The sequence below is a fragment of the Sulfitobacter donghicola DSW-25 = KCTC 12864 = JCM 14565 genome (assembly GCF_000622405.1).
Classification (GTDB): domain Bacteria; phylum Pseudomonadota; class Alphaproteobacteria; order Rhodobacterales; family Rhodobacteraceae; genus Sulfitobacter; species Sulfitobacter donghicola.
In genome coordinates, this window is record NZ_JASF01000005.1 from 1,556,264 (window position 1) to 1,578,350 (window position 22,087).

At 54.7% G+C, this 22,087-nt stretch carries 23 protein-coding genes, 1 tRNA gene and 1 riboswitch; of the genes, 15 read left to right on the forward strand and 9 right to left on the reverse strand.

Annotated features, from left to right (window positions below):
* The first annotated feature begins 20 nt into the window (after positions 1-20).
* From Z948_RS0108475 to Z948_RS0108485, 3 genes are read left to right on the forward strand one after another with little or no spacing between them, the layout of a single operon-like run.
* Entirely contained in the window at positions 21-1,004 is a 984-nt protein-coding gene (locus Z948_RS0108475) for a thiamine ABC transporter substrate-binding protein (RefSeq protein ID WP_025059136.1), read from the forward strand.
* A complete protein-coding gene (locus tag Z948_RS0108480) occupies positions 980-2,536 on the forward strand; it encodes a thiamine/thiamine pyrophosphate ABC transporter permease ThiP (RefSeq protein WP_025059137.1) in 1,557 nt (518 codons plus the stop codon). The genes Z948_RS0108475 and Z948_RS0108480 overlap by 25 nt, the downstream gene beginning before the upstream one ends.
* A complete protein-coding gene (locus Z948_RS0108485) occupies positions 2,523-3,215 on the forward strand; it encodes a thiamine ABC transporter ATP-binding protein (RefSeq protein ID WP_025059138.1) in 693 nt (230 codons plus the stop codon). The genes Z948_RS0108480 and Z948_RS0108485 overlap by 14 nt, the downstream gene beginning before the upstream one ends.
* Here the strand turns inward: Z948_RS0108485 and Z948_RS0108490 are convergent.
* Entirely contained in the window at positions 3,212-3,634 is a 423-nt protein-coding gene (locus Z948_RS0108490; protein ID WP_025059139.1) for a 6,7-dimethyl-8-ribityllumazine synthase, read from the reverse strand. The two genes, Z948_RS0108485 and Z948_RS0108490, sit on opposite strands and share 4 nt — an antisense overlap.
* Before the next feature lie 81 nt (positions 3,635-3,715).
* A riboswitch (FMN riboswitch) is annotated at positions 3,716-3,872 on the reverse strand.
* A 64-nt stretch (positions 3,873-3,936) separates the two neighbouring features.
* On the opposite strand from Z948_RS0108490, the gene Z948_RS0108495 reads away from it, so the two are divergent.
* The 5 genes from Z948_RS0108495 (at position 3,937) to Z948_RS0108515 (ending at position 8,161) form a co-directional block, all read left to right on the forward strand.
* Positions 3,937-4,560, forward strand: a complete 624-nt coding sequence (locus tag Z948_RS0108495; RefSeq protein WP_025059140.1) for an FMN-binding negative transcriptional regulator — start codon at positions 3,937-3,939, stop codon at positions 4,558-4,560.
* A 69-nt stretch (positions 4,561-4,629) separates the two neighbouring features.
* Positions 4,630-5,241 carry a glutathione S-transferase gene (locus tag Z948_RS0108500; protein WP_025059141.1) on the forward strand — a complete coding sequence of 204 codons (612 nt, stop codon included), beginning with the start codon at positions 4,630-4,632 and terminating at the stop codon, positions 5,239-5,241.
* Positions 5,242-5,422: 181 nt separating this feature from the next.
* Positions 5,423-6,010 (forward strand): ubiquinol-cytochrome c reductase iron-sulfur subunit, encoded by a 588-nt coding sequence (gene petA / locus Z948_RS0108505; protein WP_025059142.1) that lies wholly within the window; start codon positions 5,423-5,425, stop codon positions 6,008-6,010.
* A 12-nt stretch (positions 6,011-6,022) separates the two neighbouring features.
* Positions 6,023-7,366 carry a cytochrome b gene (petB, locus tag Z948_RS0108510; RefSeq protein ID WP_025059143.1) on the forward strand — a complete coding sequence of 448 codons (1,344 nt, stop codon included), beginning with the start codon at positions 6,023-6,025 and terminating at the stop codon, positions 7,364-7,366.
* Positions 7,367-7,378: 12 nt separating this feature from the next.
* Positions 7,379-8,161: a cytochrome c1 gene (locus Z948_RS0108515; RefSeq protein WP_025059144.1), complete on the forward strand. Its 783-nt coding sequence runs from the start codon at positions 7,379-7,381 to the stop codon at positions 8,159-8,161.
* 77 nt (positions 8,162-8,238) lie between these two features.
* Here Z948_RS0108515 and mtaB read toward each other — a convergent pair whose 3' ends face one another.
* Complete coding sequence (mtaB, locus tag Z948_RS0108520; protein WP_025059145.1) at positions 8,239-9,492, reverse strand: tRNA (N(6)-L-threonylcarbamoyladenosine(37)-C(2))-methylthiotransferase MtaB; 1,254 nt, start codon at positions 9,490-9,492, stop codon at positions 8,239-8,241.
* On the reverse strand, positions 9,489-10,322 hold the full coding sequence (gene dapF / locus Z948_RS0108525) for a diaminopimelate epimerase (RefSeq protein ID WP_156023460.1): 834 nt from the start codon (positions 10,320-10,322) through the stop codon (positions 9,489-9,491). Before dapF ends, mtaB begins: the two co-directional genes overlap by 4 nt.
* Before the next feature lie 106 nt (positions 10,323-10,428).
* Here dapF and Z948_RS0108530 point away from each other — a divergent pair.
* A tRNA-Lys gene (locus Z948_RS0108530) sits at positions 10,429-10,504 on the forward strand.
* Positions 10,505-10,574: 70 nt separating this feature from the next.
* Here Z948_RS0108530 and Z948_RS0108535 read toward each other — a convergent pair.
* The 6 genes from Z948_RS0108535 to Z948_RS0108560 form a co-directional block, all read right to left on the reverse strand.
* Positions 10,575-11,666, reverse strand: coding sequence for an acyltransferase family protein (locus Z948_RS0108535; RefSeq protein WP_025059147.1), 1,092 nt, complete (start codon positions 11,664-11,666; stop codon positions 10,575-10,577).
* Entirely contained in the window at positions 11,663-12,664 is a 1,002-nt protein-coding gene (locus Z948_RS18425; RefSeq protein ID WP_025059148.1) for a sterol desaturase family protein, read from the reverse strand. The genes Z948_RS0108535 and Z948_RS18425 overlap by 4 nt, the downstream gene beginning before the upstream one ends.
* A gap of 103 nt (positions 12,665-12,767) precedes the next feature.
* Complete coding sequence (locus Z948_RS18725) at positions 12,768-12,878, reverse strand: DUF2474 family protein (protein WP_081784040.1); 111 nt, start codon at positions 12,876-12,878, stop codon at positions 12,768-12,770.
* Entirely contained in the window at positions 12,878-13,879 is a 1,002-nt protein-coding gene (gene cydB, locus Z948_RS0108550) for a cytochrome d ubiquinol oxidase subunit II (protein WP_025059149.1), read from the reverse strand. The genes Z948_RS18725 and cydB overlap by 1 nt, the downstream gene beginning before the upstream one ends.
* Positions 13,872-15,287 (reverse strand): cytochrome ubiquinol oxidase subunit I, encoded by a 1,416-nt coding sequence (locus Z948_RS0108555; protein WP_025059150.1) that lies wholly within the window; start codon positions 15,285-15,287, stop codon positions 13,872-13,874. The genes cydB and Z948_RS0108555 overlap by 8 nt, the downstream gene beginning before the upstream one ends.
* Before the next feature lie 43 nt (positions 15,288-15,330).
* The gene (locus tag Z948_RS0108560) at positions 15,331-15,957 is read right to left on the reverse strand and encodes a peroxiredoxin (protein WP_025059151.1); all 627 of its coding nucleotides are present in this window, start codon (positions 15,955-15,957) and stop codon (positions 15,331-15,333) included.
* Between the two features lie 103 nt (positions 15,958-16,060).
* Between Z948_RS0108560 and Z948_RS0108565 the strand changes: the two genes are divergently transcribed.
* The 6 genes from Z948_RS0108565 to Z948_RS0108590 all read left to right on the forward strand — a co-directional run bounded on the left by Z948_RS0108565 (position 16,061) and on the right by Z948_RS0108590 (position 22,053).
* Positions 16,061-16,525 carry an RrF2 family transcriptional regulator gene (locus tag Z948_RS0108565; RefSeq protein WP_025059152.1) on the forward strand — a complete coding sequence of 155 codons (465 nt, stop codon included), beginning with the start codon at positions 16,061-16,063 and terminating at the stop codon, positions 16,523-16,525.
* Entirely contained in the window at positions 16,522-17,193 is a 672-nt protein-coding gene (locus Z948_RS0108570; protein WP_025059153.1) for a Crp/Fnr family transcriptional regulator, read from the forward strand. Before Z948_RS0108565 ends, Z948_RS0108570 begins: the two co-directional genes overlap by 4 nt.
* Before the next feature lie 87 nt (positions 17,194-17,280).
* Positions 17,281-17,493 carry a YgaP family membrane protein gene (locus Z948_RS0108575; RefSeq protein WP_025059154.1) on the forward strand — a complete coding sequence of 71 codons (213 nt, stop codon included), beginning with the start codon at positions 17,281-17,283 and terminating at the stop codon, positions 17,491-17,493.
* A gap of 223 nt (positions 17,494-17,716) precedes the next feature.
* Positions 17,717-18,598 (forward strand): MBL fold metallo-hydrolase, encoded by an 882-nt coding sequence (locus Z948_RS0108580; protein ID WP_025059155.1) that lies wholly within the window; start codon positions 17,717-17,719, stop codon positions 18,596-18,598.
* 15 nt (positions 18,599-18,613) lie between these two features.
* Positions 18,614-20,287, forward strand: coding sequence for a bifunctional protein tyrosine phosphatase family protein/NAD(P)/FAD-dependent oxidoreductase (locus Z948_RS0108585; protein ID WP_025059156.1), 1,674 nt, complete (start codon positions 18,614-18,616; stop codon positions 20,285-20,287).
* A gap of 53 nt (positions 20,288-20,340) precedes the next feature.
* Positions 20,341-22,053: a SulP family inorganic anion transporter gene (locus Z948_RS0108590; protein WP_037951411.1), complete on the forward strand. Its 1,713-nt coding sequence runs from the start codon at positions 20,341-20,343 to the stop codon at positions 22,051-22,053.
* Positions 22,054-22,087: the final 34 nt, after the last annotated feature.

Below are 22,087 nucleotides of genomic sequence, written 5' to 3' on the forward strand. Positions count from 1 at the left end.
GCCGCATTTTGGAGGATGCCATGAAGGCTCTTACACTTGCTGCTACAACATTTATCGCCGCGACAGCAGCCGCTGCGGACACCCCTGTTTTGACAGTTTATGCAGGGGATTATTTCACGTCTGAATGGGGCCCTGGCCCGATCATTGAAAAGGAATTCGAGGCAATCTGCGATTGCGATCTGGTTTTCTCGACCGGTGATCTTCTGCCGCGTTTGTTGCTGGAAGGCGACCGCATCGAGGCGGATATCGTGATGGGGCTGACCTCGGATGTGACGGCCAAAGCCCGCGCGACGGGGTTGCTGGCGCCACACGGGCAAGACAACAGCGCATTGACGCTGCCGATTGACTGGACCGATGACACGTTCTTGCCGTTCAACTATGGCCACACGGCGTTCATCTATGACACCAGCCGCATGGACACGCCGCCAGCCAGCTTTGACGCGCTGCTAGAGATGCCTGACGATCTGCGCATCGTGGTCCAAGACCCGCGCACCTCGATTTCGGGTCTGGCGCTGGTTTTGTGGGTTGAGGCCGTCTACGGCGACAAGGCGCAGGATGTTTGGGCCAAACTGGCGCCAAAAATCCTGACGGTGACCAAGGACTGGTCCTCTAGCTATGGCATGTTCACCGATGGCGAAGCCGACATGGTGCTGAGCTATACAACATCCCCCGCCTACCACATGTTCGCCGAAGAGGATTTCACCAAGAAGGCCGCTCTCTTCCCTGAGGGGCATTACTTCATGGTCGAAACCGTCGCCAAAGTCACCAAAACCGATGTGCCCGAGCTGGCCGATTCGTTCTTGGCATATGTGATGTCGGACGCGTTCCAGACGTTGATCCCGACGGCCAATTGGTCGCTGCCTTCTGCTTTGCCTCAGGCGCAGTGGCCTGAGGGTTGGTCCGATCTGCCCTTGCCTGAAAAGGTTCTGTTCTACGATGAATCTGAAGCAGAGGCGCTGCGCGACAAAGCGGTTGAAGCATGGCGCATCGGCCTGACGCAGTAACTAAAAAAGCAGGCATGATGGCCGCTGCCGTTTTGGTGGCGGTCATTATGGCTGCTGCCTTTGGCATTGCCACACGGATGGACAGCCAGATGTCCCTCACGGCTGGCGATTGGGCCGCGTTGCGGTTCACGGTGTGGCAGGCTGGTTTATCGGCGTTGTTTTCCGTGGTGTTGGCCATTCCCGTTGCCCGCGCCTTGGCGCGGCGACGGTTTTTCGGGCGCGGAGTGTTGATCACGCTTTTGGGTGCGCCATTCATTTTACCAGTGATTGTTGCGGTGTTTGGCCTACTGACGGTGTTTGGCCGCAGCGGCTGGGCGAATGTTGTTCTGGGTGCTGTGGGGCTGCCTGAAATCTCGATTTACGGGGTGCATGGGGTCGTCATTGCACATGTTTTTTTCAACTTACCGCTGGCGACGCGGCTAATGCTGCAAGGTTGGCATGATATTCCGGCAGAGCGGTTTCGCCTGTCTGCGCAGCTGCGCATGACGCCAATTGCGATATTTCGTGCAATTGAAATGCCGATGCTGCGCGCAGTGGTGCCCGGCGCATTGGCTTTGATTTTTGTGATATGTTTGACCAGTTTTGCCGTCGCATTGACCCTTGGTGGGGGGCCACGTGCCACCACGATTGAGCTGGCGATCTACGAGGCCTTCCGCACGGATTTTGATTTGGGCCGCGCTGCGATGCTGTCACTTGTACAGCTGGTGCTGGCAGGCGGAACAGCCCTGATGGCGTTACGGTTGGTGCCTGCCATGTCAGTGGGGGGCGGGTTGGATCGCCTGTTGCCGCGCTGGGATGCACGTGGTGGGCTGCAACGCGCTTTGGATATTGGCAGCATTACCTTTGCAGCGGCGTTTTTGTTGGTTCCTCTGTTTGCGGTGGTTTTGCGCGGTGTCTTTGGCCTGCAGTCGATGCCAACAACAGTGTACCACGCGGCTTGGGCTTCAATCTCGGTCGCGCTGGGCAGCATTGTTCTTTTGCTGGTGCTGGCCTTGCCCATGGCGGGGTGGATCGCAGGGCGCCCCCGTGGCGGGGTGGAGGCCGTGGGCCTGTTGGGGTTATCTGCATCGCCGCTGATGATTGGCACGGGCTGGTTCATTGTGATCAACCCCCATGCCAACCCTGCGGATTTTGCCTTGGCCGTCACGGTGTTTGTGAATGCGATGATGTCGCTGCCCTTTGCCTTGCGGATTTTGGTGCCGCCGATGCGCGATGCGTTGCGGACCTATGGCCGGCTAAGCGCGGTTCTAGGGCTGCGTGGTTGGAGCCTTTGGCGGGTTGTGTTGATCCCGCGTCTGCGCGCGCAGATTGGCTTTGCGGCTGGGCTGACAGGAGCGCTGTCGATGGGGGACTTGGGTGTAATTGCGCTGTTCGCGGACCCCGAGCGCGTCACTTTGCCGTTGCAAATGGTGCGGTTGATGAGCGCCTATCGTTTGGACGCGGCGGCGGGGGCGGCATTGGTTTTGCTGGCGCTGAGCCTTGGGATATTCTGGCTGTGTGACAAAGGAGGGCGCTGGCGTGCTGAAGCTTGAGAAAGCGCTGATTGCGCAGGGTGACTTTGCGATGCGTGCGGATTTCACGCTGGAGGCGGGGCGCAAATATGCGGTGATCGGTCCGTCGGGGGCGGGTAAATCGACGCTGCTGTCTGCGATGTGTGGGTTTGTGCCGCTGGCGGAAGGCAGGATGGTTTGGCGCGGCCAAGACATCACCGATACAGCCCCTGATGCGCGTGATATGACGATGCTGTTCCAAGATAACAACCTGTTCCCCCATCTGACCGTCATGCAGAATGTCGGGTTGGGGCTGCGCCCTGATCTGCGGCTGACGGTCGCGCAAAAGCAGCAAGTGGCGCAGGCCTTGGCCCGTGTTGAGCTTGCCGCCTATGAGCAAAGCAAACCCGCCAACCTGTCTGGCGGCCAGCAAAGCCGTGTTGCCTTGGCGCGGGTGCTGGTACAGGCGCGGCCCGTGGTGTTGCTGGATGAACCTTTTGCCGCCCTAGGGCCCGCGCTGCGCAATGAAATGTTGGATCTGGTGCAGGATTTGGTCGCGCAAACGGGGGCTGCTTTGGTCATGGTGACCCATGCGCCGGACGATGTGCACCGGATCGCAGATGAGGTGATTTTTGTGGAAAGTGGCCGCGCGCATGCGCCACGCCCAGCGGCGGATCTAATGGAAAATCCGCCGCCCGAGCTGCGCGCCTATTTGGGTTAGGCGGCGGTAATGGAAAGGGCCGCGCGGGCGGCCTCGCGGCCTTTTTCGACGAAATGGGCGCGGTAGATTTCATTGTGGTGATCGGTTTCTTGATAGTGGTGCGGCGTCAGGGAAACCGACAGAACCGGCACGCCTGTGTCGAGCCCCACGCGCATCAGCCCGTCAACCACAGCCGCGGCGACAAAATCATGGCGGTAGATGCCACCATCCACCACAAGGGCGGCACAGATTACTGCGTCATATTTTCCGGTTTTGGCCAGTTGTTGCGCCTTGAGCGGCATCTCAAACGCGCCGGGCACGTCGAAGCTGTCTGTCTGGGCGTCTGCCGCGACTTCGGTGAAGCCGTCATAGGCGCGGTCCACAATATCTGCATGCCATTGTGCTTTGACAAAGGCGAAGCGGGCGGGGGTGTCTGTCATGGGTATCTCCTTTAGGTTCAAACACGTCCACCCAAGGCGATTACAGGCCAAAGGCCGCGCCCCGTGAGGCACACCCAAACCCTGTATTCTCTTCCATCCGGACTATGACCGTCGGCTCTGGCATCTCACCAGATCTGCTGACCTGCCGCCTCTGGAATGGAGGTTGGCAGCGCTCGCGGGCTCGGGGGCGCGCCCCCATACCGCCGGTGGGGAATTTCGCCCCGCCCTGAGAATAGAGATAGATTGCCAAGTCGCGCGATCCTCTGCAATAGCTTATCGTAGCAAATCCACAGGAGAGCACCGTGCATCCGAATCCGATTTTCCATGACGTAGATAAAGCGCGTAACATTGCCTTTGCCCGTCAGCGTGCCTTTGGTGTTCTTGCGGTGAATGGCGAAGAGGGCCCAAGCATCAGCCATGTGCCATTTCTTTTGAACGAAGATGCGAGCACCGCAGAGCTGCATTTGGTGCGATCAAACCCCATCGCGCGGATGGGGGAAGGGCCGCTGCCGGCCAAGATCGTGGTTTCCGGATCTGATAGTTATGTTTCTCCGGATTGGTATGGTCTGCCCGATCAAGTGCCCACGTGGAACTATATTGCCGTTCATCTAACAGGCCAGCTCGAAAAGCTATCTCAGGAAAAGCTGCGCGATGTTCTGGATCGATTGTCGGAAAATTTTGAAAAGCAGTTGTTGCCAAAACCGCCGTGGGCAGCGGCGAAGATGACACCGGAGGCATTGGAAAAGATGATGCGGATGATTGTTCCGTTTCGCTTCACGGTGACGGGTGTAGATGGCACATGGAAGTTGGGCCAGAACAAGGTGGAACAGGCACGCGTTGATGCCGCGGGTCAGATGGCCGAAAAGGGAATCGGCACCGAGGTTGCTGCCTTGGCCGAGATGATGCGAAATCTGGATCACCGTTAGACAACGGTTGCCAAGATTGGTTTTGGCGTAAAAAGTGACGCTTGCGGCTGCCACTATTAGGGAAAACAAATGAAACTGTATTACGCCCCCACATCGCCCTACGTCAGAAAAATTATGATTCTCGTCAAAGAGACAGGGCAGGAGGCCGATGTTGAATTGATTAATGTCGCCACAACCCCTCTGGCCGCAGACCCAAAATTGCTGGCGGCGAATCCGTTGGCAAAAATTCCGGCGTTAGAGCGGCCAGACGGGCCAACATTGTATGATAGCCGCGTGATTGCTGCCTATCTGGATGCGCGCGGTGGTGATCAGCTTTATCCTTCCGGTGCGCGCCGCTGGGATACTTTGACTTTGGAGGCAACCGCAGACGGGATTATGGAGGCGGCGGTTTTGATGACTTATGAGGCCCGTCTTCGCCCTGAGGAAAAGCAGATGCCAGAGTGGGTGGAAGGCCAATGGTCTAAAATCGAGCGGGCAATAGCGACACTGAACACCCGCTGGATGAGCAATCTGCAAGGGCCGTTGGATATGGGCCAAATTGGCGTGGCTTGTGCGCTAGCCTATGTCGATTTTCGGCATGGCTCTCGCGAGTGGCGCAGGGGGAATGATGGGCTGGCGGCATGGTTCAAAGAGTTCGAATCGCGTGAGTCGATGGTTAAGACAGCCCCTCCAATGGGCTAAATTTGACAAAAGAAGATCAAATCACCAGTGATTTTTTTGCACTGCGACCCTTTGCGCGTCTAAACCATCTGGACGACTGGCACACCGCAAGTTAGATACCGCAGCAATATCCGGCGCCTTAGGACAAGTGCGTCTTAATACCTGTTGGCCTTTTTGGGGCCCAAAATACGGAGATACCAACGTGTCACATGCTGATGATACCGAAGGCAATCGGAGGGACTTCCTCTACTATGCGACCGCAGGCACAGGTGCCGTTGCTGTAGGTGCTGCTGTTTGGCCACTGGTCAACCAGATGAACCCTTCTGCAGATGTTCGCGCCCTGTCCTCCATCCGTGTGGATGTGAGCGGCGTTGAGCCTGGTACACAGCTGACTGTGAAATGGTTGGGCAAACCTGTATTTATCCGCCACCGTACCGGTGCAGAGATTCAGGAAGCAAAAGCGCAAGATGAAGCTGCGGTTGGTTCCTTGCCCGATACAAACGCACGTAACGCGAACCTGTCTGACCCAGAAGCGTCGGCGATCGACGAAAACCGTGTGATGCCTTCGCCTGAGGGTGAAGCACCGGGTGCATGGATTGTTCAGATGGGTGTTTGCACGCACCTTGGTTGTGTTCCATTGGCCGATGCCGGTGACTTTGGTGGCTGGTTCTGCCCTTGTCACGGTTCGCACTATGACCTTTCCGGTCGTATCCGTAAGGGACCCGCGCCAGAGAACCTGCCTATTCCGCCAGCGGAATGGACAGACGCAACAACGATTAAACTCGGTTAAAGGAAGCAACACATGTCTGGAATTCCTCACGACCATTATGAGCCAAAGACCAAAGGCGAGAAGTGGCTTCACAGCCGTCTGCCAGTTGTCGGACTCATGTATGACACATTGATGATCCCCACGCCGAAGAACCTGAACTGGATGTGGATCTGGGGCATCGTTCTGACGTTCTGTCTGGCGCTTCAAATCGTCACCGGTATCGTTCTTGCGATGCACTATACACCGCACGTCGATCAGGCGTTCGCGAGTGTTGAGCACATTATGCGTAACGTAAACGGCGGCTACATGCTGCGTTACCTGCACGCAAACGGCGCCTCCTTGTTCTTTATTGCTGTTTACGCCCACATCTTCCGTGGTCTGTACTATGGTTCATACAAAGCCCCACGTGAGATTACGTGGGTGATCGGCATGCTGATCTATCTTTTGATGATGGGTACTGCGTTTATGGGTTACGTTCTTCCATGGGGGCAGATGTCCTTCTGGGGTGCGACAGTTATCACTGGCCTGTTTGGCGCGATCCCGTTGATCGGTGAACCGATCCAAACTTTGCTGTTGGGTGGTCCTGCCGTGGATAACGCCACGCTGAACCGTTTCTTCTCGCTGCACTACTTGCTGCCGTTTGTTATTGCCGGTCTTGTGATCCTTCACATCTGGGCGTTCCACTCGACAGGTAACAACAACCCAACGGGTGTTGAAGTACGTCGCACATCCAAAGAAGACGCTGAAAAAGACACGCTGCCGTTCTGGCCTTACTTTGTGATCAAAGACCTGTTCGCATTGGCCGTGATCCTTGTGGTGTTCTTTGCGGTTGTTGGCTTTATGCCAAACTACCTTGGTCACCCTGACAACTACATCGAAGCGAACCCGCTTGCGACACCTGCACACATCGTTCCTGAATGGTACTTCTTGCCGTTCTACGCGATCTTGCGTGCTTTCACTTCCGAAGTATGGGTTGTGATCATCGCCGAGACACTGTCCGGTGGCATCATCGACGCAAAATTCTTTGGTGTGATGGCGATGTTTGGTGCGATTGCCGCAATGGCTGCCGCGCCTTGGCTGGACACAAGCCGCGTTCGTTCGGGCCGTTACCGTCCGATGTTCAAGTGGTGGTTCTGGCTGCTGGTTATCGACTTCTTCGCCCTGATGTGGCTGGGTGCGATGCCTGCTGAAGAGCCTTATGCGAGCTTCTCGTTGATCGCTTCTACCTACTGGTTTGCATATTTCTTTGTGATCTTGCCTTTGCTTGGCGTGATCGAGAAACCAGATGCAATTCCTGAAACGATCGAAGCGGACTTTGACGCGCACTACCCGCCAAAAACTGGCGATGCGTCCACACCCGTAAAATCTGCGGAGTAAATTGAGATGAACATGATCAAAGCAACACTCCTCTCTGCTGTATTGGCACTGACTGCACCTGTCGCATTTGCGGCGGGTGGCGGCGGCAGCCACGCGGTCGAAAACGTAGATTTCTCATTCGACGGTCCGTTTGGTTCCTATGACGTAAACCAGCTTCAGCGTGGTCTTCAGATCTACACCGAAGTTTGTGCCGCGTGTCACGGGCTCAAGTTTGTTCCGCTTCGCACACTTGGTGATGAAGGCGGTCCACACCTGCCCGAAGAACAAGTGATCGAATATTCCAAGCAGTTCGAAGTATTCGATGCTGATCTGGATGATTTCCGCGCCGCGACGCCGGTTGACCACTTTCCTGCTTCGGCACTGGATACCGCACCTGACCTGTCTTTGATGGCGAAAAAGCGTGCTGCGTTCCACGGCCCTTACGGTTTGGGTATCAACCAGTTGATGAAAGGTACCGGTGGTGCTGAATATATCTCGGCGTTGATGCACGGCTATACAGGCGAAGAGAAAGAGCAAGCTGGCGTAACTTTCTACGAAAACCACTACTTCCCTGGTGGGTGGATCTCTATGGCGCCACCTCTCTATGATGAAGCGGTTGAATTCGCTGACGGTCACTCCAACTCGGTTGAGGATATGGCGCATGACGTTGCTGCATTCCTGATGTGGACCGCTGAGCCTAAACTGGGCGCGCGTAAGCAGGCCGGTTTTGCTGCAGTGATCTTCCTGACGATTCTGTCGGTGATGCTGTATCTGACCAACAAACGCATCTGGGCCACTGCCAAGCGCAAAGCCTAATAGACGCGACATAAACACAAACGCCCGCGGATAATCTCCGCGGGCGTTTTGCGTTTCGGGGTCTGGAATTAGGCGGGTTAGGCGATCAGTTGGGTTTCTTGTCGGCCCAGAATTTTCGCGGGAACAATAGCGCCTTCTTGTTGAGCTGCGTCAAAGGTGACCTCGGCGAATTGCGCTGTGCGCCCCATATGGGGGTTTTCCATAAGAACCTGATGTGTTTTCCCAACCTGAGCGTTCAGGTGGCGCGCTACCTGCTCTTCTCCTGCTGCGCGCAGCTGGGCCGCGCGGGCTTTGATGACAGCGCCGTTTACGGCAGGCATACGCGCTGCTGGCGTGCCTTCACGGGCGGAATAGGGAAAGACATGCATCCACGTCAGGTCGCATTCAGTGATCAGCTTTAGCGAGTTTTGAAACATCGCGTCCGTTTCCGTTGGAAACCCTGCGATGATATCCGCGCCAAAGGTCATGTCAGGGCGCAGTTTCCGCGCTTCGGTACAGAAATTGATGGCATCATCGCGCAAGTGGCGCCGCTTCATCCGTTTGAGGATCATGTCGTCGCCATGTTGCAGTGATAGATGAAGATGGGGCATCAGCCGTGGCTCGGTCGCGATGGCCTGCATCAGGTTTTCGTCCACCTCAATGGAATCAATCGAGCTGATCCTGAGGCGCGGTAAATCTGGCACAAGGCGCAGGATGCGCATCACTAGATCACCCAATTTAGGTGCGGCAGGTAGGTCGGCCCCCCATGAGGTCAGGTCCACACCTGTGAGGACCACCTCGTTAAAGCCTTTGTCGACAAGCCGCTTGATCTGATCAACAACAACACCAGCTGGCACCGAGCGCGAGTTGCCGCGGCCATAGGGGATGATGCAGAAGGTACAGCGATGGTCGCAGCCGTTCTGGACCTGAACATAGGCACGGCTGCGCGTGCCGAACCCGTCAATCAGGTGGCCTGCGGTTTCGGTGACTGACATGATGTCATCCACCTGCAGGGCTTCGGTTTCACCGATGAAATCAGCAGCCAGACCACGCCAGGTGTCGCCCAACATTTTTTCGGTATTCCCGATTACCGCATCTACTTCGTCCATCTCGGTGAATGTTGCGGGTTCGGTTTGTGCTGCGCAGCCTGTAACGATGAGGCGGGCGTTCGGGTTAGCCTTGCGCAGTTTACGGATGTCTTGGCGGGCTTTGCGAACGGCTTCGGCAGTGACGGCGCAGGTGTTGATGACCACAGCATCTTTCAGCCCCGCGTCATCGGCGAGTTCCTTCATAGCTTCCAATTCATATTGGTTCAGCCGACAGCCGTGGTTTGAGAAAATGGGGGCGCTCATGAACAGCTGGCCAAAAATTCGGCGGTGAATGTTCCGTCAGCTACATGCATGGTTGGGCCGCTCATCCAGACGCCGTCATCGCGCCAGTCAACGTGAAGGGTGCCCCCATCCAGATCAATGCTCACAGCGCGTCCTGTAAGGCCCCTACGGGCCGCTGCAACGGCTGTAGCGCAGGAAGACGACCCAGAGGCCAGCGTGATGCCTACGCCGCGCTCCCACACCCGCATGCGGATGTGATCGGGGCCGATGATCTGTGCGACCTGAACATTGGTTCGTTCGGGGTAAAGCGGGTGATGTTCATGGGCCGCGCCAAAAGCGGCTAAATCAATGCTGGAAACATCGTCGACAAAGAACGTGCAATGGGGATTTCCCATTCCTGTCGCGGTGGGGGCGCCCTCAATCGGAAGGGACAGCGTATCCATCTCTTCGCGCAGGGGGATTTCGTTCCAATTCAATTGCGGCTGCCCCATGTTCACCGATGTGATTCGGTTTCCTGCGTCTTGCGCATATAGGTCGCCGCGATCAGTGGTTAAATGCAGTGCATCCTTGCCCGACTCATCCATGAGATACCGCGCGATGCAGCGGGTGGCATTACCGCAAGCCGCTGAGGTTGAGCCATCGGCGTTATAAAACGTCAAATGGGCGTCACCGCTGCCATTTTCGATCACTGTAAGCTGATCAAAACCGATTCCCATCTGCCGATGAGCGATTCCCCGCACCAATTTTTCAGGCAAGGAGCGGGCATGACTGCGGGCATCGACGACAACAAAGTCGTTTCCAAGGCCATGCATCTTCATGAAGGGCAAAGAGGGGGCGGTTTTCTGGTTCATTCTGGCCATATAACGCCAGCCTATCGCATATTCCAGCAGTCCAACGAAAATTCATGCGTTATGGGGGTTGACCCTAACGGTGCAGGTTTCTAAACAGCGCTCCAGTGGGCCCTTAGCTCAGTTGGTAGAGCAACTGACTTTTAATCAGTAGGTCGATGGTTCGAACCCATCAGGGCTCACCACTTTTTCTTTCGATGGGAAAAATGGTGTTGGCGTTAGGCGCCAAAAATTCGACTAAACGGTCGGATGTTTTTAGATGTTTCGCAGGGATTTTTTGTTCCGGACGAGTAGTAACCCGTTGCGAAAGTTATTAATTTTCCGCTCGAAGATTTGGGCGAATACCAGTCCGACAGCGATTGACCCCACGACGAGCAAACCGTCCCGTGCCAATGTTTCGGCAGGAAACAACGCATCGATCAGATGTAGGGCGGGGTAATGGGTGACATAAATGGAAAAGCTTGCCCCAGCCCACCAGCGAATCCTTGGGTGGGTGCCTTGGTAGCCCTGCAATAACTTTGCCATTCCCATGATATGAACCGCTGTTATGGCCCCCAGCAGGGCATTCCAGATGCATTCATCGGAAAAGGCAAGGATGATGCGATGATTCTGTGGAGCGAGTGCGTCGGCCGTGAGGGCCGCCAATACGTCAGGAATACCGGCCCAAAGGCAGAAGACATAACCAACCGGACCACCCCACGCCATTAGGCGTGCGATGGGGATTGAGAGGCGCTCGGCCCCTCCTGACGCGACCCAATTCCACAGCCAAACACCGATGAGCCATGCTGGCATCAGGAGGAGAACACGGGGACCGACGAAGAACGCCAGAAGCGGGAGGACCACGACACGGCGCAATCCGGTTAGGAAGAACGCAGCGGCAAACAAAATGTAATACCCTGCTTCGTAGCTAAGAGACCAAAGTGGCCCATTTGTCCCCAAGCGAACGCGTTCAAACGCGCCCCATTCGTTTGACATAGATAGCCCGCGCAACATGAGTTCGCCAAAGGGGAGAGGGTTGTAAAAGCTGCCATAGGCCTCAGGCCCGATGCTGCGGCCGATTTGATCAAACGCAAAGGTCAGCAAAAGAGCAGGGAGCAAGACAGATAAAAGGCGCGTCAGGCGATTAAAGGCGTAGGTGGATAGTTTTGCGTCGCGCCCAGCGGCATAGGCAATCACCATGCCAGAGATGACAAAAAACACGATCACGCTGTCGCTGCCCAAGTTTAGCTCACGCAGAAAAATGTAATCGCCACGCGTAAAGCGTGGGTAGGCCACGTGCGAAAAGACAACCATGATGGTTGCCCAAACGCGAAGCGCATCAAGCCAGATCGAGAGACCGCGGTTCATGATGCGGTGCTTTCCTTGGTGGCCGCAATGATTTTGGGATCGCGAGATGTCCCTTTCCAAAGCGCACGCCAGCTGTCAGCAAAGGGGTCCAGCAGCGCAGTGCGAAGGTTTGGATAGGGCTGTTCGATCCGTTCGCCATGTTTGTCGGCGAGTCCGTATTCGATCTTTTCATGGCTGCGCAAAACGTAGAGGGAGCCAAACATCAAATCCCAAATCGCAAACACCTCACCGTAGTTTTTGTTGTAGTGTTTAGGGTCGATTGAGTGATGCACATGGTGCTGGGCAGGGGAGATAAAGATGTGCTCCATCACTGGTCCATAGCTGAGCCAAACGTGGCTGTGACGCAGATTGGAACCAAGGGCGTTAAACATGAAATAGCCAGCGTTCACAGAGCCAATCGCGAGGATTTCGATTTTGCCCATCAGCAAGAACAACATCAATGCCTGAACAGAGCCAACAATAACGGTGTAAATGAGCGCGCGTAGGATGAGGAAGACAGGGTGGTTCCGGTTTGCTGTCAGCGGGGTCATGATCTCGGCCGAGTGGTGCAGCGCGTGGAATGGCCACAGGATCATTGTTTCATGGTGCAAACGGTGCGCCCAGTATTTGCAGAAATCCAACGTTAGGATCATGATCAGTGTCGCAAGGGCCATTTTCCCCAAAGTCAGATCAACCGGCGCGGGGCTGGCGCCTGTTAGTGATCCAAGGGCGTTCAGGACGGTCACGGTCATCACGGGGGTCATCGTCACAGCGGCAAACAGACCACCTGCAGAAAGGATCGAGTTGAACAGGAATATCTTGATGTCCACGATATTGGATTTGTGCAGGTAAACTTCTTTGGGCAACAGATACGAAACAAAGCTGGTTGGGCGCCCGCGAACCACCCAGAGGATCGCGACGATCAGGATCGTTATGCAGAGGTAAAAAACCGCCAAACGTGATTCAAGATCGGTGAAGGTCCTGATAAACGTCGCGTATATTTGTGACAAAAGTTCCATGCTGGCCTCAAAAGATTTTTCTTTTAAGGTGCAGGCTTATTGGGGCAGTAAAGAGGCCACCAAGTGCTAAAAGTTTAGCAAATCGGTGCCCTCTTTGTCTTTGTCAGGCGTGAATAGCCAGCCTGATCGCATAGGCGACGACGCCAAGGGCAGCCACACTCATCAGCCAGATTGCGATGAACCATGCGACCTTTTTGGCCGAAGGTGACAGCATCAGTGATAGCCTTCTTCGGGGTCAACCTTTCCACGGAAGACCCAATAGGTATAGGCCGTATAGGCAAGGATCATCGGCACCAGAACCAATGTGCCGACCAAAGCAAACCAGAGACTTTCATCAGGTGCGGCGGCTTCGGCGATTGTCAGGCTGGGGGGGACCATATTGGGGTAAAAGCTGATGCCGATGCCGATAAAGCACAGGATAAACAGGCAGAGGGCAGCAAGGAACGGCTGAGCATCTTTGCCCGCGTTTAGCCCTGCGAATAATGCCCATGCAGCTGCCAAAACGGCACCCGGCATGAGAACGCTAAAGATGCTTCCAGGTAGGTTGAACCAGCGCTGAAAATAGATCGGATCCTGAAACGGGGTGAGGATGCTCACGAACCCGACAAAGCCGAGCGTGCCAGCGGCAAGCCACCATGCGTAGCCTTGCATCTGGCGTTGCAAGCTGCCTTCGGTTTTTAGGATAATCCACGTCGCGCCCAGCAAGGCATAGCCAACGATAACGGCCAATCCGGTGAGGACCGAAAACAGGCTGAGCCAATCCCACCAGCCGCCAGCATAGGCGCGGTCAGCGACCTCGATACCCTGAACCAAAGCGCCCAGTGAGATGCCTTGCATAAAGGCGGCAACGATCGAGCCGCCGAAAAACGCGGCATCCCAAACGGGTTTCCAGCGCTCTGTCCGCCAGCGGTATTCAAACGCGACCCCGCGAAAGATCAGTGCCAACAGCATGATGGTGATTGGTATATAAAGCGCGGGCATAATCACGGCATAGGCCAGCGGGAAAACCGCAAACAAACCGCCACCGCCCATGACCAGCCATGTTTCATTGCCGTCCCAGATTGGCGCGATTGAGTTCATCATCGTGGCCTTTTCACGTTCCCCTTCGGCAAAGGGGAACAGGATGCCCACACCTAGGTCAAAGCCATCAAGGATCACATAGGTCAACACGGCAAAGGCGATGATGCCAGCCCAGATAAACGAGAGTTCAAACATGGCCGTTTTCCTTATCAGCAGAATCGATCGAGGCGATAACATTGGCACCAGCGGTTCGGATGGGGCCGTCCGTGAGGTTGGTCTGTTTTGACCCTGCTGGGCTGTTCATCATCCGCAGTAGGTAAAACGTGCCCGCGCCAAAGATGAAAAAGTAAACGATGATAAAGGCAATCAACGAGGCCGCGACAGCGGGCGCCGCCACAGGCGCAAGGCTGTCACTGGTGCGCAGCAATCCGTAAACGGTGAAGGGCTGTCTGCCGACTTCGGTTGTGATCCAGCCAGCAAGGACGGCGACAAACCCAGTTGGGCCCATGATGATGGCGCTTCGGTGCAGCCATTGATCGTCATACAGGGTGCCTTTTAGGCGACGCCACAGGCTCCACGCGCCAAGGCCCAGCATCGCAAATCCAAGACCCACCATGATCCGAAAGCTCCAGAACAGTATTGCCACGGGGGGCTCGTCTTCGTCTGGTATCGTGTCGAGCCCATCAAGAGGCGCGTCGAGGTGGTGCTTCAGGATGAGGCTCGAAAGCTTGGGGATTTGCACGGCATAGTCGATACGGCGTTCCTCGGCGTTTGGAATGCCGAACAGAATCAAAGGTGCGCCGTGCGGGTGGCTGTCATAGTGGCCTTCCATCGCCATGACTTTGGCGGGCTGATGCTCAAGCGTGTTTAGACCATGCGCATCGCCTGCCAGAATTTGCAAAGGCGCAACAACGACCAGCATCCACATGGCCATGGAAAACATCCGCCGCGCAGGGGCATCTTTGCGGTCGCGTAGCAGGTGCAACCCGCCAACGCCCCCGACAACCAAGGCGGTTGTCAGATAGGCGGCAAGAACCATGTGAACCAGACGGTAGGGGAAGGACGGGTTAAAGACGATCTGCCACCAGTCTTCGGGCACGAACTGGCCCAGCTCGTTGATCCCGTAGCCAACAGGCGTCTGCATCCAAGAATTCACCGACAGGATCCATGTGGCAGACATAAGCGTACCAAATGAGACCATAGCAGTTGCAAACATATGAAGGCCATCACCAACCCGTTCGCGACCAAACAACATAATTCCTAAAAATCCAGCCTCGAGGAAGAAGGCCGAGAGGACCTCATAGGCCATTAGGGGCCCCAGCACAGGGCCCGTTTTATCCGCAAATACCGACCAGTTTGTCCCGAATTGATAGGACATCACGATGCCAGAAACGACACCCATGCCAAAGGCCACAGCAAAGATCTTTTTCCAATACCCGAATAGAGTCAGATATGTTTCGTCCCTTGTCCTGAGCCATAAGGCATTCAGGACCGTCAGGTAGCTCGCCAGCCCGATCGAGAAGGCTGGAAAGATGATGTGGAACGACACTGTGAATGCAAATTGCATCCGCGCTAAGGTCTCTGCTGTGAAGCCGTCAAACATGGGGGATCCGTTTCTGGGCTGGTCAGGGTTCTGATTTAGACTGTTACAGTTTTACTTTGCGAAGGTAAGGGCGCAATGTTTCGAATCCTTGTGGGAATGCGGCTTTTGCTTCTTCGTCTGTAACGGATGGTGGAATGATAACATCTTGGCCAGGGACCCAATCGGCAGGGGTCGCGATTTTGTTTGCATCACCTGTTTGCAGTGCATCGCAAACGCGCAAGATTTCGTCAAAGTTGCGACCCACGCTCATTGGATAGGTCATTGTCAGACGGACTTTCTTGTCAGGATCAATGATGAACACCGAACGCACGGCGGCGGTTTCGCTCTCGCTGGGGTGGATCATGTCGTAGAGTTTTGCGATTTTTAGATCAGCGTCCGCGACGATAGGAAAGCGCAACGTTGTGTTTTGCGTATCGTTTACGTCGTCGATCCACTTTACGTGCTCGGCTACGGTGTCAGTGGATAGGCCAATTGGTTTGACATTCCGCGCAGCAAATTGTTCCGCCAGCTGTGCAGTGCGGCCCATCTCGGTTGTGCAGACAGGTGTGAAATCAGCTGGGTGGCTGAAAAAGAACGCCCACTGGGAACCGATCCAATCGTGAAAGTTGATCGGGCCTGTAGTGGTTTCCGCGTCAAAATTTGGGGCTGTGTCGCCGATTCTGAGGCTCATGATTTTTTCCTATATTTAGAATGATTCTTTGTTTGATTTAGTCAGACGTATTTACAAAAGCAATAGTTTGAATATATCTTTGGGTGCGACAACAGGATGCACCATGAAACTCACCAATTACTCAAACTATGCGATGCGCTCATTGCAGTTAGCTGCATTAAAGGCGCCGGATTTGGTCCGGATCGAAGATGTAGCCCGTGTTCACAACCTTTCCCGCCCGCACATCATGAAAATTGTGCATGAGTTAGGCAGGGCAGGTTATTTGGAAACGGTACGCGGTCGAGGTGGCGGGTTTCGATTGGCGCGTCCAGCCGAGGAAATAGTTGTCGGTGAGGTGGTGCGCATCACCGAAGGACCGCTGGATGTGGTCGAGTGTTTTAACTCCGAGAAAAACACATGCCCTCTCATGGGGGTCTGCGTGCTTTCGAACAAGATGCAGGAGGCGACGAACGCATTCATGGCTGTTCTGGATGATTTGACTGTTGCAGATATCGCTGCGAACCGAGGGGAATTGATGGCGCGGCTTGCGCCGTTGGAAAATCCTCAAACGGAAGAGGCAAAGGTATGACGCAAACAGAAGAATGGGTTGAACGCTTTCCCGGTTTGTCGCGGCTGGAATCCCCGATCAAAGAGCTTTTGCTTGCGCGCAGTGCTGTGATTTCGGTGCCGGAAGGCGTGACGATTTTCGGGCCGGGAAATTCGCCTGAGAATATGTTGTTTTTGCTGGATGGTACGGTGCGCGTTCAACAGGTTTCCGAGACGGGGCACGAGATTGTTTTATACCGGATTCATGCGGGTCAAAGCTGTGTTTTGACCACTGCCTGTTTGCTGGCCTATGACGATTATTCCGCCGAGGGGATTACCGAAAGCGCGGTGCGCGCCGCTGCGGTGCCCCGCGCAGTGTTTGATGATTTGGTGGCGCAATCCAAATCATTTCGCGATTTCGTTTTTGCCGCGTTTTCTAAACGGATCACGGACCTGTTTCTGATGATTGACGAGGTAGCATTCCAGCGTCTGGATGTGCGGCTGGCGCATAAGTTAATCGAACTGTCCAAAGAAGGCGACATCGTCACCACCACTCATCAAAAACTATCTGTCGAGCTGGGTACAGCCCGTGAAGTGGTGTCGCGCCAGTTACAAGAGTTTCAACGGCGGGGATGGGTCGAGCAAAGCCGTGGCAAGGTTGTTTTGCTGGACCGAACCCACCTCGAACAGCTGGCAGATCATAACACATGAGAAGCTTTTTGCCCTTTGGTGACAATGTCACTGAACGCAGAATCGCAAACATATATTCTGAGGCCAGCTTTAATGGGAGAAATTAAAATGACTGCTAATCTAGGTACTATCGATCGCATCATCCGCATCATTCTGGGCGTTGTATTGTTGGCTTTGCCGTTCATGTCCGGTTGGGCAGTTTTCGACTCAGGCCTTGCAACGGCTGTTGCAATTATCGCTGGGTTGATCGCCATCGTGACATCAGGCATGCGCTTTTGCCCGCTTTACCGCGTGTTCGGTATCCGCACCTGCAAAATGTAACCTTGTCGTAAACGACTCGTTATAAAATGGTTGCAGCGGCGGACCCTTTTAGGGGGATTTGCCGCTGCATTTTTCGTTGCGGTGATTGGGCTAAGGCCTAGCGCCAGATCACAAAAACGTATGGTCGCCGATTTTTAGCTGACCAAAAGAATTTTTAGTTTGGGGTGGTTGGCAAAGAAACCGATGCCACCCTTTCGATAGCCTGAATACAGGAGGACATAAAATGAACTATCCAGTCAATATGGCCGTAAAGCCCGATGTGTCTGCGCATTTCGATGAGGCGACAAATACGATCACGTATATCGTCAAGGATCCAGCCAGCAACCACTGCGCTATCATCGATAGCGTTATGGACATCGACTATGCCGCGGGCCGCATTACTTATGATCACGCGGATAAACTGATTGCGGAAATTCAAGAACGCGGCCTGACCCTTGACTGGATTATCGAGACGCATGTCCACGCAGATCACCTAAGCGCGGCGCCCTATATTCAACAAAAACTGGGTGGCAAAATCGGTGTTGGTGAAAAGATTTTGATCGTTCAGGAAACCTTTGGCAAAGTTTTCAACGAAGGCACTGAATTCCAGCGCGATGGATCGCAATTCGATGCGCTGTTCAAAGATGGCGACACCTATATGGTGGGTGAGATGCAAGGTTTTGCGATGTATACGCCGGGTCACACACCTGCTTGCATGGTTCACGTGCTGGGTGACGCTGCATTTGCTGGCGATACGTTGTTCATGCCGGATGGTGGCTCGGCGCGTTGTGACTTCCCCGGTGGGTCCGCAGAAGAGCTGTATGACAGCATTCAAAAGGTCCTTGCCCTGCCGGATGAGACACGTTTGTTCATGTGCCACGATTACGGCCCGAATGGCCGTGCGATTCAGTGGGAAACCACAGTGGCAGAGCAAAAGGTCGACAACATTCATGTTGGCGGCGGCAAAACCCGCGAAGAGTTTGTGAAATTCCGCACCGAGCGTGATGCACAGCTGTCCATGCCAAAACTTATCATCCCTTCGCTGCAGGTAAACATGCGCGCTGGAGAAGTCCCGACAGACAAAGACGGGAACCAGATGTTGAAGGTGCCGGTAAACGGCATCTGATCTAGGAGAAACAGAATGAAGATTAGATCACTGACAGCAGGTCTGTCCGTTAGCGAACAGATTTTGCCCAGCGATATGCAGGCGATCAAGGATGCGGGTTTCCGTTCGATCATCTGTAACCGTCCCGATGGCGAAGGTGCAGACCAGCCGACATGCGATGAGATCGCCAAAGAGGCGGCAAAACATGGCATCGAGGTTGCGTATCTTCCTATCGTCGCTGGTAAAGTGACTGATGACAACGCGACCGATTTCAATAAAATCTTGACCGAACAACCAGGCCCGACATTGGCCTATTGCCGGACAGGAACCCGTTCGGCAACTCTGTGGTCGTTAGGGCAAGCAGGTCAAAAAAGCGTTGCGGACATTCTGGCTGCGACCAAGGCCGCTGGCTATGATATGGGCGGTGTTGTTCGGCGTATTGTGAATGGCGGCAAGACGCCAACGGATACCGGTGACGCCAGCTTTGATGTTGTCATTGTTGGCGCGGGCGCGGGCGGTATTGCCGCCGCTGCAAGCTTGAAGGGGCGTAAGCCTAACCTCAAAATTGCTGTAATCGACCCAGCTGATGTTCACTATTACCAACCGGGTTGGACCATGGTTGGCGGTGGCATTTTTGAACCACAGCAAACCTCCCGCACGATGGGGTCTTTGATTCCGCGTGGTGTTCACTGGATCAAATCTGCGGTTGCCGCATTTGAGCCTGAAAACAACGCCGTTGTTCTGGATGGTTGCCGCGTCGTGAAATACGGGCGGCTCATCGTTTGTCCGGGTTTGAAACTGGATTGGAACAAGATCGAAGGTCTGGTTGAGACGCTAGGCCACAATGGCGTGACCTCGAACTATCGCTATGACCTTGCCCCTTACACGTGGGAATTGGTCAACGGCATGAAAGAAGGTCGTGCGATCTTTACCCAGCCGCCGATGCCGATCAAATGCGCAGGTGCGCCGCAAAAGGCGATGTATCTATCCGGCGATGCATGGTTCCGCCGTGGTGTCCTAAAGGATATCGATATCCAGTTTAACAATGCGGGTGGTGTCCTGTTTGGTGTCAAAGACTACGTTCCAGCCTTGATGGAATACGTCCAGAAATACGACGCGAACCTGAATTTCTTCCACAACCTTGTTGCTGTGGACGGCCCTGCAAAGAAAGCATGGTTCGACGTTGCAAAGCCTGATGCACCGGTCGAACGGGTTGAGATGGAGTTTGACATGATGCATGTCTGCCCACCGCAATCTGCGCCTGACTTTATCCGTGTCTCGCCTTTGGCAGATGCAGCGGGTTGGGTGGATGTTGATCAGGCAACCCTGCGCCATAAAACCTATGACAATGTTTGGTCATTGGGGGATGTCATGAACGCACCTAACGCCAAAACTGCGGCTGCGGCGCGTATTCAGGCACCAGTTGTCGCCGAAAACATCGTGGCGGATATCGACGGCAAGGCACCAGCGGCCCAGTACAACGGCTATGGTTCTTGTCCGCTCACTGTTGAGCGCGGTAAGATTGTTTTGGCCGAATTCGGTTATGGCGGCACCATGTTGCCAAGTTTCCCCAAGTTCATCGTAGATGGTACAAAACCATCCCGCGCGGCGTGGTTCCTGAAGGAAAAGATGCTGCCGCCAGTTTACTGGATGGGCATGCTCAAGGGCCGCGAGTGGATGGCCAAACCTGAAAAAGTCACCGTTAAGTAACTTCTAGGCTGCTTCTGTTCTAAATAGGAGCAGCCCCAATTTCCGAGATCAGTATGACCCTTTCCAACTACCTGCCCGTTCTCACGTGGGGGCGGCAATACGATCGTTCCGCTTTGTCAAATGACCTGATGGCGGCGTTGATTGTAACGATCATGTTGATCCCGCAATCCCTTGCCTATGCGCTATTGGCGGGCCTCCCACCAGAGGCGGGTCTGTATGCGTCTATTGTGCCGATCATTCTTTATTCGATGTTCGGGACCAGCCGTGCATTGGCTGTTGGTCCGGTTGCAGTGGTTTCCTTGATGACCGCCGCCGCGCTGAGCAATATCGTTGAACAAGGTACGATGGGCTATGCCGTCGCGGCCTTGTCTTTGGCGGGGTTGTCGGGTGTCATGCTGTTGGCGATGGGGTTGTTCCGCCTTGGCTTTATCGCAAACTTCCTGTCCCACCCTGTTATCGCGGGGTTCATCACCGCCTCGGGGATCATCATCGCCGCGAGCCAGCTCAAGCATATCTTTGGTGTCGATGCTCATGGTCATAACTTGTTGGATCTGGTCCTGTCATTGGCCGCGCATCTGTCAGATATAAACTGGATCACGGCTGTTATCGGCGTTTTGGCAACTGGCTTTCTATTCTGGGTGCGCAAGGGTCTTAAACCCATGTTGGAAGGTTTGGGGCTAGGCGAAACCCTCACAGGTGTGTTGGTGAAAACCGGACCTGTTGCTGTCGTTGTGCTCACAACATTCGCTGTTTGGGTCTTTGGTTTGGCTGATCGTGGGGTAAAGATTGTGGGCGAAGTACCGCAAAGCTTGCCGCCCTTTACGATCCCTTCCTTTTCGCCCGATCTACTGGGCCAGCTTTTGCTTCCAGCGTTTTTGATATCTATCATCGGCTTCGTTGAATCGATCTCGGTGGCGCAAACTCTTGCCGCGAAAAAGCGCCAGCGGATTGACCCAGACCAAGAATTGATTGGTCTGGGTGCGGCGAATATCGGGGCGTCGCTAACGGGTGGTTTTCCGGTGACGGGTGGTTTCTCGCGTTCGGTTGTGAATTTCGATGCGGGTGCCGAAACGCCAGCGGCGGGTGCGTTTACAGCGGTTGGTTTGGCGATTGCCGCTTTGGCGCTGACGCCCCTCATCTACTTCCTGCCCAAGGCCACTTTGGCCGCGACGATCATTGTCGCGGTGTTGAGTTTGGTTGATTTCTCGATCCTGAAACGAAGCTGGGATTATTCGAAAGCAGATTTTGCTGCCGTGCTTGTGACGATTCTGCTTACTTTGATTGTGGGGGTTGAAATTGGCGTTTCCGCAGGTGTGGGCCTGTCGATTTTGTTGCACCTTTATAAGTCTTCAAAACCCCACGTTGCCGAAGTTGGCCAGGTGCCGGGCACTGAGCACTATAGAAACATCTTGCGCCACGTTGTTATCACAGAGCCAAGCGTGGTGACCTTGCGTGTGGATGAAAGCCTGTATTTTGCCAACGCGCGTTTCCTAGAGGACAAGGTTTACAACCGCGTGGCAGGTGACAAAGAAATCCGGCATGTCATCTTGCAATGCTCTGCCATAAACGAGATCGATCTGAGCGCGTTGGAATCTCTTGAGATGATCAACAACCGCCTGCACGAGATGGATGTAAAGCTGCATCTGTCCGAAGTGAAAGGCCCTGTGATGGACCGCCTGAAGGAACAGCATTTCTTACAAGAGATGACAGGTGAAATTTTCCTGACGCAGTATGAGGCGGCAAAAACCGTAAGCGAAAAGACCTGAAAGACAGAGGGGCAGAGCTCCCGATAGGGTCTGC

Coding starts and splice junctions, on each gene's coding strand:
- Z948_RS0108475 (WP_025059136.1), top strand. CDS start 21: ATGAAGGCTCTTACACTTGCTGCTACAACATTTATCGCCGCGACAGCA.
- Z948_RS0108480 (WP_025059137.1), top strand. CDS start 980: ATGGCGCATCGGCCTGACGCAGTAACTAAAAAAGCAGGCATGATGGCC.
- Z948_RS0108490 (WP_025059139.1), bottom strand. CDS start 3,634: ATGACAGACACCCCCGCCCGCTTCGCCTTTGTCAAAGCACAATGGCAT.
- Z948_RS0108500 (WP_025059141.1), top strand. CDS start 4,630: ATGAAACTGTATTACGCCCCCACATCGCCCTACGTCAGAAAAATTATG.
- petB (WP_025059143.1), top strand. CDS start 6,023: ATGTCTGGAATTCCTCACGACCATTATGAGCCAAAGACCAAAGGCGAG.
- Z948_RS0108515 (WP_025059144.1), top strand. CDS start 7,379: ATGATCAAAGCAACACTCCTCTCTGCTGTATTGGCACTGACTGCACCT.
- mtaB (WP_025059145.1), bottom strand. CDS start 9,492: ATGAGCGCCCCCATTTTCTCAAACCACGGCTGTCGGCTGAACCAATAT.
- dapF (WP_156023460.1), bottom strand. CDS start 10,322: ATGAACCAGAAAACCGCCCCCTCTTTGCCCTTCATGAAGATGCATGGC.
- Z948_RS0108535 (WP_025059147.1), bottom strand. CDS start 11,666: ATGAACCGCGGTCTCTCGATCTGGCTTGATGCGCTTCGCGTTTGGGCA.
- Z948_RS18425 (WP_025059148.1), bottom strand. CDS start 12,664: ATGGAACTTTTGTCACAAATATACGCGACGTTTATCAGGACCTTCACC.
- Z948_RS18725 (WP_081784040.1), bottom strand. CDS start 12,878: ATGCTGTCACCTTCGGCCAAAAAGGTCGCATGGTTCATCGCAATCTGG.
- cydB (WP_025059149.1), bottom strand. CDS start 13,879: ATGTTTGAACTCTCGTTTATCTGGGCTGGCATCATCGCCTTTGCCGTG.
- Z948_RS0108555 (WP_025059150.1), bottom strand. CDS start 15,287: ATGTTTGACGGCTTCACAGCAGAGACCTTAGCGCGGATGCAATTTGCA.
- Z948_RS0108560 (WP_025059151.1), bottom strand. CDS start 15,957: ATGAGCCTCAGAATCGGCGACACAGCCCCAAATTTTGACGCGGAAACC.
- Z948_RS0108565 (WP_025059152.1), top strand. CDS start 16,061: ATGAAACTCACCAATTACTCAAACTATGCGATGCGCTCATTGCAGTTA.
- Z948_RS0108570 (WP_025059153.1), top strand. CDS start 16,522: ATGACGCAAACAGAAGAATGGGTTGAACGCTTTCCCGGTTTGTCGCGG.
- Z948_RS0108575 (WP_025059154.1), top strand. CDS start 17,281: ATGACTGCTAATCTAGGTACTATCGATCGCATCATCCGCATCATTCTG.
- Z948_RS0108580 (WP_025059155.1), top strand. CDS start 17,717: ATGAACTATCCAGTCAATATGGCCGTAAAGCCCGATGTGTCTGCGCAT.
- Z948_RS0108585 (WP_025059156.1), top strand. CDS start 18,614: ATGAAGATTAGATCACTGACAGCAGGTCTGTCCGTTAGCGAACAGATT.
- Z948_RS0108590 (WP_037951411.1), top strand. CDS start 20,341: ATGACCCTTTCCAACTACCTGCCCGTTCTCACGTGGGGGCGGCAATAC.